This window comes from Klebsiella sp. Q11 (assembly GCF_964241505.1).
Classification (GTDB): domain Bacteria; phylum Pseudomonadota; class Gammaproteobacteria; order Enterobacterales; family Enterobacteriaceae; genus Klebsiella; species Klebsiella michiganensis.
Window position 1 is genome coordinate 147,894 of sequence record NZ_CAXSXW010000008.1, and the last position, 16,135, is coordinate 164,028.

The 16,135-nt window shown below is 55.6% G+C and carries 11 protein-coding genes and 1 tRNA gene; 7 read left to right on the forward strand and 5 right to left on the reverse strand.

Annotated elements, in window-relative coordinates; genetic code table 11:
• Positions 1–14 precede the first annotated feature (14 nt).
• Positions 15–2,675 (reverse strand): phosphotransferase RcsD, encoded by a 2,661-nt coding sequence (gene rcsD / locus ACESQ2_RS15090; RefSeq protein ID WP_032718786.1) that lies wholly within the window; start codon positions 2,673–2,675, stop codon positions 15–17.
• 771 nt (positions 2,676–3,446) lie between these two features.
• Here rcsD and ACESQ2_RS15095 point away from each other — a divergent pair.
• From ACESQ2_RS15095 to mgtE, 6 genes are all read left to right on the forward strand, one after another.
• Positions 3,447–4,547: an OmpK36 porin gene (locus ACESQ2_RS15095; protein ID WP_046877157.1), complete on the forward strand. Its 1,101-nt coding sequence runs from the start codon at positions 3,447–3,449 to the stop codon at positions 4,545–4,547.
• 101 nt (positions 4,548–4,648) lie between these two features.
• Positions 4,649–5,701 (forward strand): FAD:protein FMN transferase ApbE, encoded by a 1,053-nt coding sequence (apbE, locus tag ACESQ2_RS15100; protein WP_046877156.1) that lies wholly within the window; start codon positions 4,649–4,651, stop codon positions 5,699–5,701.
• A 72-nt stretch (positions 5,702–5,773) separates the two neighbouring features.
• Complete coding sequence (ada, locus tag ACESQ2_RS15105) at positions 5,774–6,838, forward strand: bifunctional DNA-binding transcriptional regulator/O6-methylguanine-DNA methyltransferase Ada (protein WP_224260445.1); 1,065 nt, start codon at positions 5,774–5,776, stop codon at positions 6,836–6,838.
• On the forward strand, positions 6,838–7,488 hold the full coding sequence (alkB, locus tag ACESQ2_RS15110) for a DNA oxidative demethylase AlkB (protein WP_373170798.1): 651 nt from the start codon (positions 6,838–6,840) through the stop codon (positions 7,486–7,488). Before ada ends, alkB begins: the two co-directional genes overlap by 1 nt.
• 76 nt (positions 7,489–7,564) lie before the next feature.
• Positions 7,565–9,208, forward strand: coding sequence for a multidrug ABC transporter permease/ATP-binding protein (locus ACESQ2_RS15115; protein ID WP_025106712.1), 1,644 nt, complete (start codon positions 7,565–7,567; stop codon positions 9,206–9,208).
• Positions 9,209–9,376: 168 nt separating this feature from the next.
• Positions 9,377–10,813, forward strand: coding sequence for a magnesium transporter (gene mgtE, locus ACESQ2_RS15120; protein WP_014230209.1), 1,437 nt, complete (start codon positions 9,377–9,379; stop codon positions 10,811–10,813).
• Here mgtE and ACESQ2_RS15125 read toward each other — a convergent pair.
• Entirely contained in the window at positions 10,776–12,023 is a 1,248-nt protein-coding gene (locus ACESQ2_RS15125; RefSeq protein WP_373170801.1) for a SulP family inorganic anion transporter, read from the reverse strand. The genes mgtE and ACESQ2_RS15125 overlap by 38 nt on opposite strands.
• 279 nt (positions 12,024–12,302) lie before the next feature.
• Here ACESQ2_RS15125 and mqo point away from each other — a divergent pair, with 279 nt between their 5' ends.
• Positions 12,303–13,937 carry a malate dehydrogenase (quinone) gene (gene mqo, locus ACESQ2_RS15130; RefSeq protein WP_025106713.1) on the forward strand — a complete coding sequence of 545 codons (1,635 nt, stop codon included), beginning with the start codon at positions 12,303–12,305 and terminating at the stop codon, positions 13,935–13,937.
• Positions 13,938–13,981: 44 nt separating this feature from the next.
• Here mqo and eco read toward each other — a convergent pair whose 3' ends face one another.
• The 3 genes from eco to ACESQ2_RS15145 form a co-directional block, all read right to left on the reverse strand.
• Positions 13,982–14,473 carry a serine protease inhibitor ecotin gene (eco, locus tag ACESQ2_RS15135; RefSeq protein ID WP_014230206.1) on the reverse strand — a complete coding sequence of 164 codons (492 nt, stop codon included), beginning with the start codon at positions 14,471–14,473 and terminating at the stop codon, positions 13,982–13,984.
• A gap of 270 nt (positions 14,474–14,743) precedes the next feature.
• Positions 14,744–15,850, reverse strand: coding sequence for an AI-2E family transporter (locus tag ACESQ2_RS15140; protein ID WP_286115775.1), 1,107 nt, complete (start codon positions 15,848–15,850; stop codon positions 14,744–14,746).
• Positions 15,851–16,028: 178 nt separating this feature from the next.
• Positions 16,029–16,105, reverse strand: a tRNA-Pro gene (locus ACESQ2_RS15145).
• Positions 16,106–16,135 lie beyond the last annotated feature (30 nt).

The following is a 16,135-nucleotide window of genomic DNA, read 5'->3' on the forward strand; positions in this document are numbered from 1 at the left end:
ATTAGGCTACCTTGCTACAGCAAGCTCTTGACGTAAACGTCAATGTCGCTGATATATTTTTCTATGCCTTGCGCATCTTTTTCACGAATCAGATGCTCAAGCGTTTCACATAACTGCTTGCCGGGTACCAGATTTAGCATAGCAAATGCCCCTTTGAGGCGGTGGGCGGTTTGCGCCAGCGCGGCGAAATCGCCCGTCGCCAGTTCATTATACAGCCTCTTAACATCATCTGGTACCGTGTCAGCAAACAGCGTGTAATAGCCGCTGGCATGCAGTTCGGCGTTACTTTCATTCCCGGGAGAGGATGGCTGCTCCTCTTCCTCAGCAAGCTGCTGCTCAATCAATTGCAGGATAGCTTCCTGCAGCGCAGCGCTGATATTAAAGTTTACGCGGAGCTGACCAGGACCAATCTTATGAACCCGGGCTTCATCATCGCTTAAAAGCAAGCCCGAAGCAGTAAGATTAGACGGATTATCCGTTAAAAAGAGATCATATTGTTGACTTGTGATTCTGTCATCCGGAGTGATGCAGGTAGCTCCCCAGCTCTCCAGCTGACGGGTCACGATACGGCGGACTTCATTGGCGGTCACATCAAGCATAATCACCACTTCATCCAGCAGATGTTCACCCGAATCACTCTCCTCCGCGCTGGCGGCCATTTTTAGATGCAGGGAGTATCGGGTACCCAGCGATTCGCGCGCTTTGATATTGAGCTGTCCGCCGAGCTTGCGCGTCAGGCGATCGCAGAGCCAGAAGGTGAGGGCATTGGCTTTGCCGTAAAGGTCTGCCTGCGTATCGTTGAGGAACGGAAAGTGCATATTGTCGATTTCGTTCGCCGAAACGCCGTTGCCGGTATCCAGAATACGGAAGGTCAGACGATCGTCCGCGGATTCATCTTTACTGACTTCCAGGGTTATTTTGCCAATAGGCGTGGTGGTCACCGAGTACTGAATCAGCAGTAAAAGGGTGCGGCGCAGGGCGTCGCGATCGCCGTAGCGCTGCTCATTGGCCGGTAGCGAGTTGTTAATCAGCAGCTGCAGACCTTTGCGTTTGATGATGGGCAGGACTTCAGGTACCACTTCATCGATCAATTCCTGAATTGAGAACAGGTCCTGAACGCTCTTCCAGCTATCGCTCTCCAGCAGATTTGCCAGCTCTATTTCATCAACCAGCTGTACCAGTTCATCGGCATGCTGGGCCAGCCTGCGGCTTTCGGCCATGCCGAGCGCCGCGGCTTCTTCCGCCAGCGTTTGCGCCGGCTGTTTCAGCGCCGTGCCGATATGCTGCATAAACGCCGTACGGCCCTGCTGGTTTTTCTCATACAGGCGCTGGGCCTGCTTGAGTTTCTTATTCACCAGCACCTCGCGGTCCTGATCGCGAATAATAAAGATTTGCGTGCGCGGCGACACCTGGCTGCGGAACTGACGGATTTCATACAGTTCATTGTTCACCGTCGCCTGAATCACGCCCTGGTGCTGATCGGCCATGTTGATGATGTTTTGCAGATTCAGATGCGGCAGCAGATGATCGGCAATCGGATTGCTGATCACCGTCCGGTTAGCTTCCTGATCGTGCACCAGCAGCCCCAGCGGCAGCAGAGAAACAATCTCTTCGTGAATGGCGCGCTGGGCGCGTAATTCACTATTGGCGGCCGAGGAAACGGCCGTCCCCACGATGCTTTTGCGGCCGCTGTAGTGACGGAAGGTGGTAAATCCGAACAGCGCCAGCGCCAGCAGGCCAATGTTCAGCAGCAGCGGCAGTAAAATACTCTGCAAGGACTCCAGAATCAGCTCGCTAAAGGGCACCATCCAGACCAGGCGCATACCGGTGGTATTAATCGTGGTGATAATTTCAATCTGCGGGCCGTTAAAGTTAATGCTGACGATGTCGGCGGTTTCTTTATCCGGATTGGCGCTGACGTTCTGCGACGGATCGGGCTCCAGGCGGAAACTCTCCAGCGACATACTGGGAGGGATGAGATCGTTAATGGGCAGATCGAAGGCCACAACGGTCGCCAGGTGGCCGGGCTGGTTAAAGGTGGTGCGTAACGTAAAGTAGTAGCCGTTTTGCCAAGCGAGGTGGCGCAGCGACGAAAACGTCTCGCGTTCATCTAACGTGTTGGCCTGCAGCAGCATTTCTGCCCGTCGTGATTCAACGACGCTGCTGATGGTCGACTCTTTGAAGCTGGAGGAGAGATCTTTTAACGGCAGCGTTGAAACCAGAATCAGGCTGTTATCCAGGCCGTTAAGGTAATACATCGACCAGGGAATGGTCTCGGCGCCCCACAGGATATCGAGATAGTTGGAGATTTTTTGCGTCATTTCCAGCGTTGAGCTGTCGTGAGAGCCAAAAATCAGCGCTTCAGTTTTGCGCCGGGGTTTCTCAAGGTAGTAAACGTCCTGCTTTAAACGCGTCTCTTGTAACCCTGTTTCTGCGGCTGAACTGGACGAGGTCGCGGCAATGTTGTCATAGATTTGCCAGGTGGCGTAGCGCCAGGTATCAATGCGTTTATGTAAGTCGTAGCTGACATCGACAACCTGGTAGCTTTTATCTTTTAGCCAGGTGTTAACGGCGCTTTGGATCATGACCCCCATCGTCGCCAGCAGGACGATGACCATGAGAATAAAGAAGCGGGTAATGTTGCCGGGTATCAGGGAAAATTTTTTCGGGGTCATCGTGTGAGAGTACGACTCATCAGTATGTGTAAACGGACTGTTGCACCAAGGTAACCGGGGGCAGCGCAGATGCTATGAACAGTATAAAGGTTAACGCCCAAAATCCATACATCTGAATACCATACAACGACTTTTTTGCCTTGAGATTTATCCCAAACCCGCGCGGCGAGCAAAGATGTACGGCCCGAGTGATTTTGTACAATTATTTACGGATTGGCTAACGGAAATAGCACTAAATAACAAGAAATTATATAAACAGCCTTGAGTTTATTCGCAAGTTGTTTGATTAATAACCGTTATTTTTTTCGCCGGTAGCATGGAATAATTAAAGATGTGTAAAGAAGGGTAAAAAAAACCGGATGCGAGGCATCCGGTTGAAATAGGGGTAAACAGACATTCAGAACTGAATGACGGTAATAAATAAAGTTAATGATGATAGCGAGGGTAATTTTAGTCGCAGACGAGAATTTTGTTTTACCATTCAGTGCTATAGATATGTAACCGTGTAACTCATTGACAGGGATTAAAAATTTTTATTTTTTGATTATTAGTGCTTATTTCGATACCCATTTAGGGCCGAAAAAAAGTTCCCTCATATTTACAAATTGAAACATCTTGTGGGTATTTTGAAACATCTTAGAAGTTTTAGTATCATATTCTTGTTGGATTATTCCGCGTTTTGCAGCACAATGAAATAGCCGACTGATTAGAAGGGTAATCAGTAAGCAGTGGCAATAATAAAAGGCATATAACAAACAGAGGGTTAATAACATGAAAGTTAAAGTACTGTCCCTCCTGGTACCGGCACTGCTGGTAGCAGGCGCAGCGAATGCGGCTGAAGTCTATAACAAAGATGGCAACAAATTAGACCTGTACGGTAAAATCGACGGTCTGCACTATTTCTCTGACGACAAATCTTCCGATGGCGACCAGACCTACATGCGTCTGGGCATCAAAGGCGAAACTCAGATCAACGACCAGCTGACCGGTTACGGCCAGTGGGAATACAACGTTCAGGCAAACAACACCGAGAGCTCCAGCGATCAGGCGTGGACTCGTCTGGCATTTGCTGGTCTGAAATTCGGCGACGCGGGTTCTTTCGACTACGGTCGTAACTACGGCGTTGTCTACGACGTAACTTCCTGGACTGACGTTCTGCCGGAATTCGGCGGCGACACCTACGGTTCTGACAACTTCCTGCAGTCTCGCGCTAACGGCGTGGCAACCTACCGTAACTCTGACTTCTTCGGTCTGGTTGATGGCCTGAACTTTGCTCTGCAGTATCAGGGTAAAAACGGCAGCGTAAGCGGCGAAGGTACTTCCCCGACCAACAACGGTCGTGGCGCTCTGAAACAGAACGGCGACGGTTACGGCACCTCCCTGACCTATGATATCTACGACGGTATCAGCGCTGGTTTCGCGTACTCTCACTCCAAACGTAATGGCGATCAGAACAGCCAGCTGGCTCTGGGCCGCGGCGACAACGCTGAAACCTATACCGGTGGTCTGAAATATGACGCCAACAACATCTACCTGGCGACTCAGTACACCCAGACCTACAACGCAACTCGCGCCGGTTCCCTGGGCTTTGCTAACAAAGCGCAGAACTTCGAAGTGGTTGCTCAGTACCAGTTCGACTTCGGTCTGCGTCCGTCCGTGGCTTACCTGCAGTCCAAAGGTAAGGATCTGGAAGGCTACGGCGACCAGGATATCCTGAAATATGTTGATGTAGGCGCTACCTACTACTTCAACAAAAACATGTCCACCTACGTTGACTACAAAATCAACCTGCTGGACGACAACAGCTTCACTCGTAACGCCGGTGTCTCTACCGACGACATCGTTGCTCTGGGCCTGGTTTACCAGTTCTAAGCACGCTGAAGTTTGAAAAAAGGCGCCGATGGCGCCTTTTTTATGCCCGGTTTAACCTTGCTGGTGTACTCTTTGCGCCTTAGCCAGAGGAAGCCAATTTTATGGATATCACTTTTTTCCGCGCCGCCCTGTTCGGCGCCTGCGTGTTACTTTCAGGCTGTGATTCAGCCACCACTCCCCAGACGCCAAAATCCGCCGCCACCGTGCTGGAGGGTAAAACCATGGGCACATTCTGGCGGGTTAGCGTCATCAACGTTGATGAGGCGAAGGCCGAGGCGCTGCGCCAGAAAGTTCAGGCTCAGCTGGATGCCGACGATCGTCTGCTTTCCACCTGGAAGAACGATTCAGCGTTGATGCGCTTTAACCATTCGCCGGGTACCTCGCCGTGGCCGGTCAGCGAGGCGATGGCGGATATCGTGACGATGTCGCTGCGCATTGGCGCAAAAACCCATGGCGCCATGGATATCACCGTCGGGCCGCTGGTCAATTTATGGGGCTTTGGCCCGGATAAACAGCCGGTCAAAACGCCGGATGCGCAGCAGATTGCCGCGGCGAAAGCGCGTAGCGGATTACAGCATCTGACGGTGATCAACCAGGCCGGCAAGCAGTTTCTGCAAAAAGACATTCCGGATCTGTTTGTCGATCTCTCTACCGTGGGTGAAGGCTACGCCGCCGATCATCTGGCGCGCCTGATGGAGCAGGAGGGGATCTCGCGCTACCTGGTCTCGGTGGGCGGCGCGCTGGCGAGCCGGGGAATGAATGCGGAAGGGCAGCCGTGGCGGGTGGCGATCCAGAAGCCAACCGATCGCGAAAACGCGGTACAGGCGATCGTTGATATCAACGGCCACGGCATCAGCACCTCCGGCAGCTATCGCAACTACTACGAGCTGGACGGTAAGCGCATCTCGCACGTTATCGATCCGCAAACCGGGCGGCCTATCGATCATAAACTGGTTTCGGTGACCGTTATCGCCCCGACGGCGCTGGAAGCCGACGGCTGGGATACCGGGCTGATGGTGCTGGGGCCGGAAAAAGCGCGGGACGTGGTACGCGAACAGGGGCTGGCGGTCTATATGATTATCAAAGAGGGGGACGGGTTTAAAACCTGGATGTCGCCGCAGTTCCGCGCTTTCCTCGTTGGTGAGAAAAATTAAAGCGCAAGATTTCGGGTTTTTGATGACGGACTTCAGCCCACACTGAAGATACACTTACAGCAGGAGTCCGTGATGAAACCGATAATGATTGATACCGATGAACGCCGCTGGCAGGCGGTATGCGAACGCGATGTCAGCGCCGATGGTCAGTTTGTCTTTGCCGTGCTGACCACCGGCGTCTGCTGCCGCCCTTCCTGCCGCTCGCGCCGCGCGCTGCGGGAAAATGTTCGCTTTTATCCTGATGTGGCAAGCGCGCAGGCGGAAGGCTTTCGTCCGTGCAAACGTTGCCAGCCGGAAAAAACCGATCCGCAGCAGCAGAAGGTAGAGAAAGTGGCTGCCGCGTGCCGTCTGCTGGAGCAGGAGACGCCGATAACGCTGGAAGCACTGGCACGCCAGCTTGCGGTCAGTCCCTTTCATTTTCACCGCCTCTTTAAATCCGTCACCGGAATGACCCCTAAAGCCTGGCAACAGGCGTGGCGCGCTCGCCGTTTACGTGAAGCGCTGGGGCAGGGGGAGAAAATTACCGATGCGGCGCTCTCTGCCGGTTTTCCGGATAGTAGCAGCTACTACCAGCAGGCTGACGCCGCGCTGGGAATGACCGGCCGCCAGTTTCGCCGCGGCGGGGGGGAGATCGATATTACCTGGGTATGCGGCGACGGTCCGCTGGGGCGCTGTCTGGTGGCTGAGAGTGAACGGGGCGTGTGCGCCGTGCTGCCCGGAGAGGACGACGCCTCGCTCTATGCGGAATTAGCCAGCCTGTTCCCCAATGCGCGACTGCATCCGGGCGACGAGGTTTTTCGTCAGCGGGTGGCGCAGGTATTTTCCCATCTTGATGACCACCGGCAGCCGTTTTCCCTGCCGTTGGATCTGCGCGGCACGGCGTTTCAGCTTCAGGTCTGGCAGGCGCTGCGTCAGATCCCGGCGGGGGAGACCCGCAGCTATCGCCAGGTGGCGCAAAGTATTGGCCGCCCTCGCGCGGTGAGGGCGGTGGCAAGCGCCTGCGCTGCGAATAAACTGGCGCTGGTTATTCCCTGTCATCGGGTCGTTCGCGAGGATGGGGCGCTATCCGGCTATCGTTGGGGTACGGCACGCAAGGCGCTACTGCTGGCGCGAGAAGCCTCATCCGAGGAGAAATAATGCTCGATCTTTTTGCCGATACGCCGCCCTGGCAGGAGCCGCTGGCTCCGGGGGCGATAATTTTGCGCCGCTACGCCCGGGAGCGCGCACCGGCGCTTTTGCAGGCAATCAGCGAGATTGCCTGCCGTTCGCCTTTTCGCCAGATGGTCACCCCTGGCGGCTATACGATGTCGGTGGCGATGACCAACTGCGGCGAGCTGGGCTGGACCACCAACCAGCACGGCTATCTTTATGCTGCCGACGATCCGCTGACGGGCAAGCGCTGGCCGCAGATGCCGCCGCTTTTCCGCGAACTGGCCGCAGAAGCGGCGGCGGCGAGCGGCTATGCGCGCTTTACCCCGGATGCGTGTCTTATCAACCGCTATCAGCCGGGAACGAAGCTGTCGCTGCATCAGGATAAAGACGAGCAAAACCTGCGAGCGCCGATTGTCTCCGTCTCTCTGGGGCTTCCGGCGATATTTCAGTTTGGCGGCCTGCGGCGTAACGATCCGCTGCAGCGGGTGCTGCTGGAGCACGGCGACGTGGTGGTCTGGGGCGGTGAATCGCGGCTGTTTTACCACGGTATTCAACCGCTGAAAGAGGGCATCCATCCGGCTACCGGCGCCTGTCGTTACAATCTCACTCTCCGCCTGGCGGGTAATAAAGAATAAAAATAAGAATTATTCTTGCTGTCATCGTCGAGCAGTTTAAACTGCTGGCTGTTTTTGCTTGCCCGGATTACGCGTTATGGAACTTCTTCTTCTTGTCTGGCGCCAGTATCGCTGGCCGTTTATCTCCGTCATTGCCCTGAGCCTGCTGAGCGCGGCGCTGGGTATTGGGCTTATCGCCTTCATTAACCTGCGCCTGATAACCCTTGTCGATACCTCCCTGACGGTCCTGCCGGAGTTTCTCGGGCTGCTATTGCTGTTGATGGCGGTCACCCTCGGCTCGCAGCTGGCGCTGACCACGCTCGGCCACCATTTCGTTTACCGCCTGCGCGGCGAATTTATTAAGCGCATTCTGGATACGCAAATCGAGAAGATCGAGAAAATCGGCAGCGCGTCGCTGCTGGCCGGGCTAACCAGCGATATCCGCAATATCACCATTGCCTTCGTACGCCTGCCGGAGCTGGTGCAGGGGATTATTCTGACCTTTGGCTCCGCCGCTTATCTGGCCTGGCTGTCAGGAAAAATGATGCTGGTTACCGCCCTGTGGCTGGCGTTGACCATCTGGGGCGGATTTATGCTGGTATCGCGGGTTTATAAGCATATGGCGTCGCTGCGCGAAAGCGAAGATAAGCTGTATCACGACTACCAGACGGTGCTCGAAGGTCGCAAAGAGCTCACTCTCAACCGCGAGCGCGCCGAATATGTGTTTAATCAGCTCTATCTGCCGGATGCGCGAGAATACCGGCACCATATTGTGCGCGCCGATACCTTTCATCTGAGCGCGGTCAACTGGTCGAATATTATGATGCTGGGCGCGATTGGCCTGGTCTTCTGGATGGCCAACAGCCTGGGCTGGGCCGATACGGCGGTGGCGGCGACCTACTCGTTGACCCTATTATTCCTGCGCACGCCGCTGCTCTCGGCGGTAGGCGCGCTGCCCACTCTGCTCAGCGCGCAGGTGGCATTCAACAAGCTGAATAAGTTTTCGCTCGCGCCGTACCGCGCTGAGTTCCCGCAGCCGCAGGCGCATCCCCACTGGCAGACGCTCGAGCTGCGCGACATCACCTTCCATTATCCTGACAACAGCTTTGCGGTCGGGCCGATCAACATGACCCTCAAGCGCGGCGAACTGGTCTTTCTCATCGGCGGTAACGGTAGCGGGAAATCGACGCTGGCTATGCTGTTGACCGGTTTGTATCAGCCCCTTTCCGGGCAGATCCTGGTCGACGGGCAGCCGATGGCGGCGGATAAGCCGGAAGATTACCGCAAGCTGTTCTCGGCGGTGTTTACCGACGTCTGGCTGTTTGACAGACTGCTGGGGCCGGAAGGGAAGGCGGCTGACCCGGCGCTGGTGGAGAAGTGGCTGGGTTATCTGCAGATGAATCATAAGCTACGGCTCGACGATGGCAAAATCCTCGACCTGAAGCTGTCAAAAGGGCAGAAAAAGCGCGTGGCGCTGCTGCTGGCGTTAGCGGAAGATAGAGATATCATCATGCTGGATGAATGGGCGGCGGATCAGGACCCCCATTTCCGCCGTGAGTTCTATCAGGTGCTGCTGCCGCTGATGAAGGAGATGGGTAAAACCCTCTTTGCTATAAGCCATGACGATCACTACTTTCAGCACGCCGACAGGCTGCTGGAAATGCGCGGCGGCCAGCTGTCTGAGCTGACCGGAAATGAGCGCGAGCTGGCGACCCGCGACGCGGTCGCCCGTACCGCCTGATCGCTTTACGCCGTCCCGGAGGCGCCAGCCGACCTCCGGGCTTCCCGCAGGCTGCTGTTTTTTCCGTCGACTGAATTCATAGCGGTTATTATTTCCGCCTCCTCGCGCTATGCTTAAGGCTTCCGGCCTGCTGGTCTGACAGATATTTTTACAAGGATTGCCTGACCGATGTCCGTTTTGCATAAAAAAAGCGCCAGATTGCGTGACGAAGAGCGCGCCCGCCTCATTTGGCTCCTGAGCACTGATAAAGCCGTCACATCCTCGCTGCTGGGTAAATTAACCCTCGCTGAACGTTACGATGACAGCACGCTTGCTGACGATCTGGCGGAAGTGGAGATGCTGGTTTCCCACCTGCCGCCTCCGGACCTTGCCGATGCGCTCGAAGCGCTGCCTTACGATGCGCGCAACGCGCTCTGGCGGCTGGTCGCTGACGATAAGCGCGGTGAAGTGCTGCTGGAGGCATCGGAAAGCGTCTGGGGCGACCTCATCGAGGAGATGAGCGATCACGACCTGCTGTTCGCGCTGCAAAATCTCGATATTGATGAACAGGTCTACCTGCTGCAGCACCTGCCGCGCGATCTGACCGGACGTTTGCTGGCCACGCTGCCCGCGGATAAGCGCGCGCGTATTCGCCAGATGATGCGCTACGCCGACAATACCGTAGGCGCGATCATGGAGTTTGAGGTCATTACCGTTCGTCCGGAAGCCACTCTCGCGGCGGTACAGCGCTATCTGCGGCGACTAGGGAAAATGCCGGAGAACACCGACAAACTGTTTGTGACCACCCGCAATAAGCTGCTGCTCGGCGAACTCGAGCTGCAAACTATTCTGCTTAACGATGCACAGAAGCGGGTAGGGGAAGTGATGGAAGGCGATCCGGTGACCTTCCAGCCGCACGAGGACGCGGAAAAAGTCGCGCGTACTTTTGAACGTGATGACTTACTCAGCGCGGCGGTGATTGATGCCGACGGCAAGCTGATGGGGCGTTTAACCATCGATGAGATCGTTGACGTGGTCTACGAGGAGACGGATAACGATCTACGCCGGATGGGCGGCCTGAGCAACGATGACGATGTGTTTGCCCCGGTGAGCAAAGCGGTGAAGACCCGCTGGGCCTGGCTGGCGGTCAATCTGTGCACCGCCTTTATCGCCTCCCGCGTTATCGATGGTTTCGAGCACACCATTTCGCAACTGGTGGCGCTGGCCTCGCTGATGCCGATTGTCGCCGGAATCGGCGGTAACACCGGCAACCAGACGATCACCATGATCGTGCGGGCGATGGCGTTACAGCATATTCAGCCGGGAAGCTTTTCGTTCCTGATCCTGCGTGAGATGGGCGTCGCGCTGATCAATGGGATCGTCTGGGGCGGGATTATGGGGGCGATCACCTGGTGGCTGTACGACGATCCGCAGCTGGGCGGCGTAATGACGCTGGCGATGATGCTCAACCTGCTGATGGCGGCGATGATGGGGGTGATTATCCCGATGGTGATGGTCAAGCTGGGACGCGACCCGGCGGTCGGCTCCAGCGTGATGATTACCGCTATTACCGACACCGGGGGATTCTTTATTTTTCTTGGGCTGGCGACGCTTTTTCTGATGTAGCCTGCGCTTGAGTGCGCAGACGGCGAGGGATCAGGGCCATTGAGAGCAGGCCTGCCAGAACGCCGATTGCCAGATTGCTGGTGCCGACGGTCGCGCCGACGGTCACCAGCATCACCAGCGTTTCCGGCCACGGATTGCGCGCCAGCTCCGCCGGACGAATGCTGTGCCAGCTAAAGGTTTTTACCGCCACTATCACCATCACGCCGGCGAGCACGGCCATCGGGATTCTCGCCATCACTTCGCTTAACGCGGTTACCAGCAATAGCAGTACCAGGCCTGCGGCAACGGTCGAGACGCGGCTGCGCGCTTTGCCCATTTCAACGTTAACGATGGTCTGACCGATCATCGCACACCCGGCGATGCCGCCGTAAAACCCGGCGAGAATGTTGGCGACGCCCAGACCGGCGCTCTCGCGCGCCTTACTGGAAGGGGTATGGGTCAAATCAGCGACCAGCTTCGCCGTCAAAAGCGACTCCATCAGGCCGACAAAAGCGATGCTCAGCGCGCAGGGCCAGATGATGCGCAGCGTGGTTAAGTCGAGGGGCACCATCAGGCTGGTTAACCCCGGCAGTCCGCCGCTCATGGAGCCCTCATCGCCGACGGTCGGCAGCAGCTGGCCGCTGAAAACGGTAAACAGCGTCAGCAGAACGATAGCAATCAGCGGAGAAGGGATCGCTTTAATAAAGCGCGGCGCCCACAGGACAATCAGCAGCGTCAATACGAACAGGCCGATAATCAGCGGCTGCTTGCTCCAGAAATGCGGTACCTGAGCAAAAAAGATGAGAATACCCAGCGCGTTAACAAAACCGGTCATCACCGGCTGCGGGATAAAGCGCATCAGGCGCGCCATGCCGCATAGGCCAAACAAAATTTGAATAACGCCTGCCAGCACGACCGCCGGCAGAATGTAGCCGACGCCGTATTGGTGCACCATGGGCCCGATAACCAGCGCCACCGAGCCGGCGGCCGCGGTGACCATCGCCGGCCGGCCGCCGAGGACCGACATCGCCAGGCACAGTACCACGGAGGCAATCAGGCTAACTTTCGGGTCAACGCCAGCGATGACCGAGAAGGAGATGACTTCGGGGATCAGGGCCAGCGCGGTGAGCACGCCTGCCAGCGTCTCACGCGTCAGCAGCGCGGGCGAGCGCAGTATCTGGCCTAATGCGCCAGCGTGACCAGAGGTAGCGGAATCGGAAACTGGGGGCATAAAAAAAGTTCGCAGAATTTAAAAAATTTTGGCCAGGAACGGTCGCTGCTTACGTGCGGTCGGTCACAAAACCGAGGATAATAGCGCGGATGCATCGCTGACACCAGTACAAAATGTGATTTGTGATACACATTTATTAAACATTTTTATAACAGATCTCAAAACTCAACTTAAAATTTAAACAATATTTAAATTTTTTTTCTTCAGTGTTACCTTTGAAGCCGAGAATCGTTTCACCTGCGCTAAATAAAAAAGCGAGTAAAGTAAGGCTCAAATCCGATGAAGAAAAAGATGGCCGTACCCAGCTCACAGGCGGTTGGTTCCAATAACACTCGGACCAACACCCGCCATGAGCAAGAGACGGATGTATTGTTGATTGGCGGCGGCATCATGAGCGCCACGTTGGGAACCTGGCTGCAGGAACTGGAGCCGGACTGGTCTATTACCATGGTCGAGCAGATGTCCAGCGTCGCGGAAGAGAGCTCGAACGGATGGAACAACGCGGGCACCGGCCACGCGGCGCTGATGGAATTGAACTATACGCCGCAAACCGCTAACGGTATCAATATCGATAAAGCGGTTGATATCAACGAATCTTTCCAGATTTCTCGTCAGTTTTGGGCCCACCAGGTGACCCGGGGCATTCTGAAAAAGCCTAAATCCTTTATTAACAGCGTGCCGCACATGAGCTTCGTGTGGGGCGAAGACAACGTGAACTTCCTGCGCGCCCGCTATGCGGCGTTACAACAAAGCGAGCTGTTCCGCGGTATCCGCTACTCTGAAGATCATCAACAAATAAAAGAGTGGGCTCCGCTGGTGATGGAAGGACGCGATCCGCAGCAGAAGGTGGCCGCGACCCGCTCGGAAGTCGGCACCGACGTGAACTACGGTGAAATTACCCGTCAGCTGATCGCCGGACTGCAAACCCATGATAATTTCTCGCTTCAGCTGGGTACCGTGGTCCGTCGCTTTAAGCGCAACGCCGACAAGAGCTGGAGCGTAACGCTGGCGGATGCGAACAATCGCCACCAGAAACGGGTTATCAGGGCTAAATTTATCTTTATTGGCGCCGGCGGCGCCGCGCTGACCCTGCTGCAGGAAACCGGTATTCCGCAGGCGAAGGAGTACGCGGGCTTTCCGGTCGGCGGTCAGTTCCTGGTTTGTGAGAACCCGGAAGTGGTGACTCACCATCTGGCTAAAGTCTACGGCCAGGCGGAAGTGGGCGCGCCGCCGATGTCGGTTCCGCACATCGACACCCGTATTATCGACGGCAAACGCGTGGTGCTGTTTGGGCCGTTCGCGACCTTCTCAACCCGCTTCCTGAAAAACGGTTCGCTTTGGGATCTGCTGGCCTCCACCAACACGTCGAATATCATGCCGATGCTCAACGTCGGGCTGGATAACTTCGATCTGGTAAAATACCTGATTAGCCAGGTGCTGCAAAAGGACAAAGATCGTCACGCGGCGCTGTGCGAGTACTATCCGGAAGCGCGCAAAGAAGACTGGCGCTTATGGCAGGCCGGCCAGCGCGTGCAGATTATCAAGCGCGACGCGAAGAAGGGCGGCGTTCTGCGCCTGGGAACCGAAGTTGTCAGCGATGATGAAGGCACGGTAGCCGCGCTGTTGGGCGCCTCGCCGGGTGCTTCCACCGCGGCGCCAATCATGCTGCAGCTGATGGAGAAAGTGTTCAAAGAGAAGATCAACTCAGCGGAGTGGCAGGCGAAACTGAAAGCGATTATCCCGAGCTACGGTACGCGTCTGGATGGCAACGCAGCGGAAATTGAAAAGGCGCTGGCGTGGACCAGCGAAGTACTGGAACTACGCTATGAGCCGCTTACCGAGGCTGATAACGTTCCGCAGGCGACGCTGAAGCCGCTGCCGGAAGGGAAACCTATCGCTGACATCGCGCTGTAAGCGCTTCTCCGGCGGCGCAGGCCGCCGGATTCACTCTTCAGGCATTAACGCTCAACGGCTACGCCGATGGTTTCGTCCGCTCTCCAGATACGATATTTCACGTCGATATTCGCCGGGGTATAAACCACGATGGGCAGCTTGCTGTTATAGCGCAGCATGCCCGCATCGCCCAAGCCAGCCATCACAAACTGCTTCTCTTTTTTACCGTCCGGGCAGGCCATCATGGTTGAGACGGGTGACGTCACTTTATCAAATACGTAGTAGTCGTAGCCCCAGCCTTCCAGGGTTTTGCTTTCCAGCTGGCCGCCAAGGCGGTGGCGATTGCAGTCGACTTCCAGCGTCTGGCCAATCATCAGCTCGACTTTCAAGGCGGATTCATCCTGCTGCTGCGGCAGCTGAATCACCTGACGCTTCATCCCTTGTTCCGCCTTTGGAAACGGGGCGATCTTTTCCAGCGGCTGCTCAGCTGCAGCGGCGCTGGTGGACATGCAGGCAACGGCCAGCAGGGAGGCAGCAAACGTAGTGATTTTTTTCACGTGGGTAATCCTTTGTTATCAATCATAAACAGCATAATGTTAGCATTTGTTACGTTAACAGGCAGTGTCATTTACCAAAGTTTTCACAAATAACAGTTATAAATGCTGCTTAAGGACGCGGGAAAAGGGGGGGCATCGCAGTTGAGCAAGGGTCATCCCCCTGACCTCGCTGCCCCCGCGATGTTTTACTAATTACAGAGCCGCTAAGGTGCCGGTCATTACCTGACAGGAATGCCGCTCTATGCCTGTAAAGTTGTGCAATACCGCCCGCTACTCCTCGTGATTTTTACCCTCGTCTAAGAAATCCTCATCAAGTTCATCGATGTTTCCGGCGTGATCGCGTCCGGACAGTAGGTTCCAGCAGGCGATAAACAGGGCGGCGATCAGCGGGCCGATAACAAAGCCGTTGATGCCGTAGATTTCCATTCCGCCGATCGTGGTGATCAGGATCAGGTAGTCCGGCATTTTGGTATCTTTACCCACCAGTAAAGGTCGCAGAATGTTATCAACCAGGCCTACGATGATCACAAAGAAACCGACGATAAACGCGCCCTGCCAGAGCTGACCGGTGGCGAAGAGATAGATCGCCGCAGGAACCCAGATAATCGCCGAGCCCACCGCCGGGATCAGCGACAGAAACGCCATCAGCGCGCCCCACAGGATGCTGCCATCAATGCCCACGATCCAGAACGCCAGTCCCCCAAGCGCGCCCTGGGCGAGGGCGACCGCCACGGTGCCTTTGACCGTCGCCCTGGCGACGGCGGCAAATTTGGCGAAAAGATGCTGCTTCACGTGATTTGATAGCGGCAGGGATTCCAGGATCAGCCTGACCAGGTACGGACCATCTTTTAGCAGGAAAAACAGCAGATAAAGCATGATGCCGAAGCTGATGGTAAAACCGAACGTGCCTTTACCAATCAGAAATGCGCTACCGGCAAGGTACTGGCCTCCTTTAAGCGCAACGTCCGAAAGCTGCCGCTGAATCTGTTCCGCGCTATCAAGATTATGCTCTGAGAGGAAGCTCCTTGCCCATTCCGGCAGGTGAGCAAACAGGCTGGCTACCACGGTCGGGAACTGGGTATCGTTATGCTGCAGTTTGGTGTAAACCACGTTGAGCTCGAAGGCCAGCGACGAGAGGATGATCGCCAGCGGGGTAAACACGATCAGACAGATAATCACTATCGTCAGAAACGCCGCCAGGCCGTTACGCTCGCCGATCCGATCGCGCAGCTTGTTCTTCACCGGGTGGAAGATCACCGCCAGAATTGCCGCCCATAAAATGGCTGAATAATAGGGGGAGAGAACGTCGAAAAAAGCAAGGGTGACGATCAGCACGATCAGGATGAAAAATCCTTTCGTAAGTCCATTAACTCTCATGTAAATCCTTCAGAAAAATGACGTGTACAGTCAAATAATAGAAGTTTTTCCGAGATTTACAATCAGAGTCGCGGTAGCGTTTCGCTTAGAACAGGGTGGAAATATGATATTAAAAAACCCGCAAACTCTGTGAGAGTGCGGGTTCTTAAGGGGTTACCGATTTAATCGGTGAATAATTTGGTCGGCACGAGAGGATTTGAACCTCCGACCCCCGACACCCCATGACGGTGCGCTACCAGGCTGCGCTACGTGCCGATTCGTGGGGAACAATATTACCCGTTCCCC

Coding starts and splice junctions, on each gene's coding strand:
- ACESQ2_RS15095 (WP_046877157.1), top strand. CDS start 3,447: ATGAAAGTTAAAGTACTGTCCCTCCTGGTACCGGCACTGCTGGTAGCA.
- ACESQ2_RS15140 (WP_286115775.1), bottom strand. CDS start 15,850: ATGAGAGTTAATGGACTTACGAAAGGATTTTTCATCCTGATCGTGCTG.
- apbE (WP_046877156.1), top strand. CDS start 4,649: ATGGATATCACTTTTTTCCGCGCCGCCCTGTTCGGCGCCTGCGTGTTA.
- mqo (WP_025106713.1), top strand. CDS start 12,303: ATGAAGAAAAAGATGGCCGTACCCAGCTCACAGGCGGTTGGTTCCAAT.
- alkB (WP_373170798.1), top strand. CDS start 6,838: ATGCTCGATCTTTTTGCCGATACGCCGCCCTGGCAGGAGCCGCTGGCT.
- mgtE (WP_014230209.1), top strand. CDS start 9,377: ATGTCCGTTTTGCATAAAAAAAGCGCCAGATTGCGTGACGAAGAGCGC.
- rcsD (WP_032718786.1), bottom strand. CDS start 2,675: ATGACCCCGAAAAAATTTTCCCTGATACCCGGCAACATTACCCGCTTC.
- ada (WP_224260445.1), top strand. CDS start 5,774: ATGAAACCGATAATGATTGATACCGATGAACGCCGCTGGCAGGCGGTA.
- ACESQ2_RS15125 (WP_373170801.1), bottom strand. CDS start 12,023: ATGCCCCCAGTTTCCGATTCCGCTACCTCTGGTCACGCTGGCGCATTA.
- ACESQ2_RS15115 (WP_025106712.1), top strand. CDS start 7,565: ATGGAACTTCTTCTTCTTGTCTGGCGCCAGTATCGCTGGCCGTTTATC.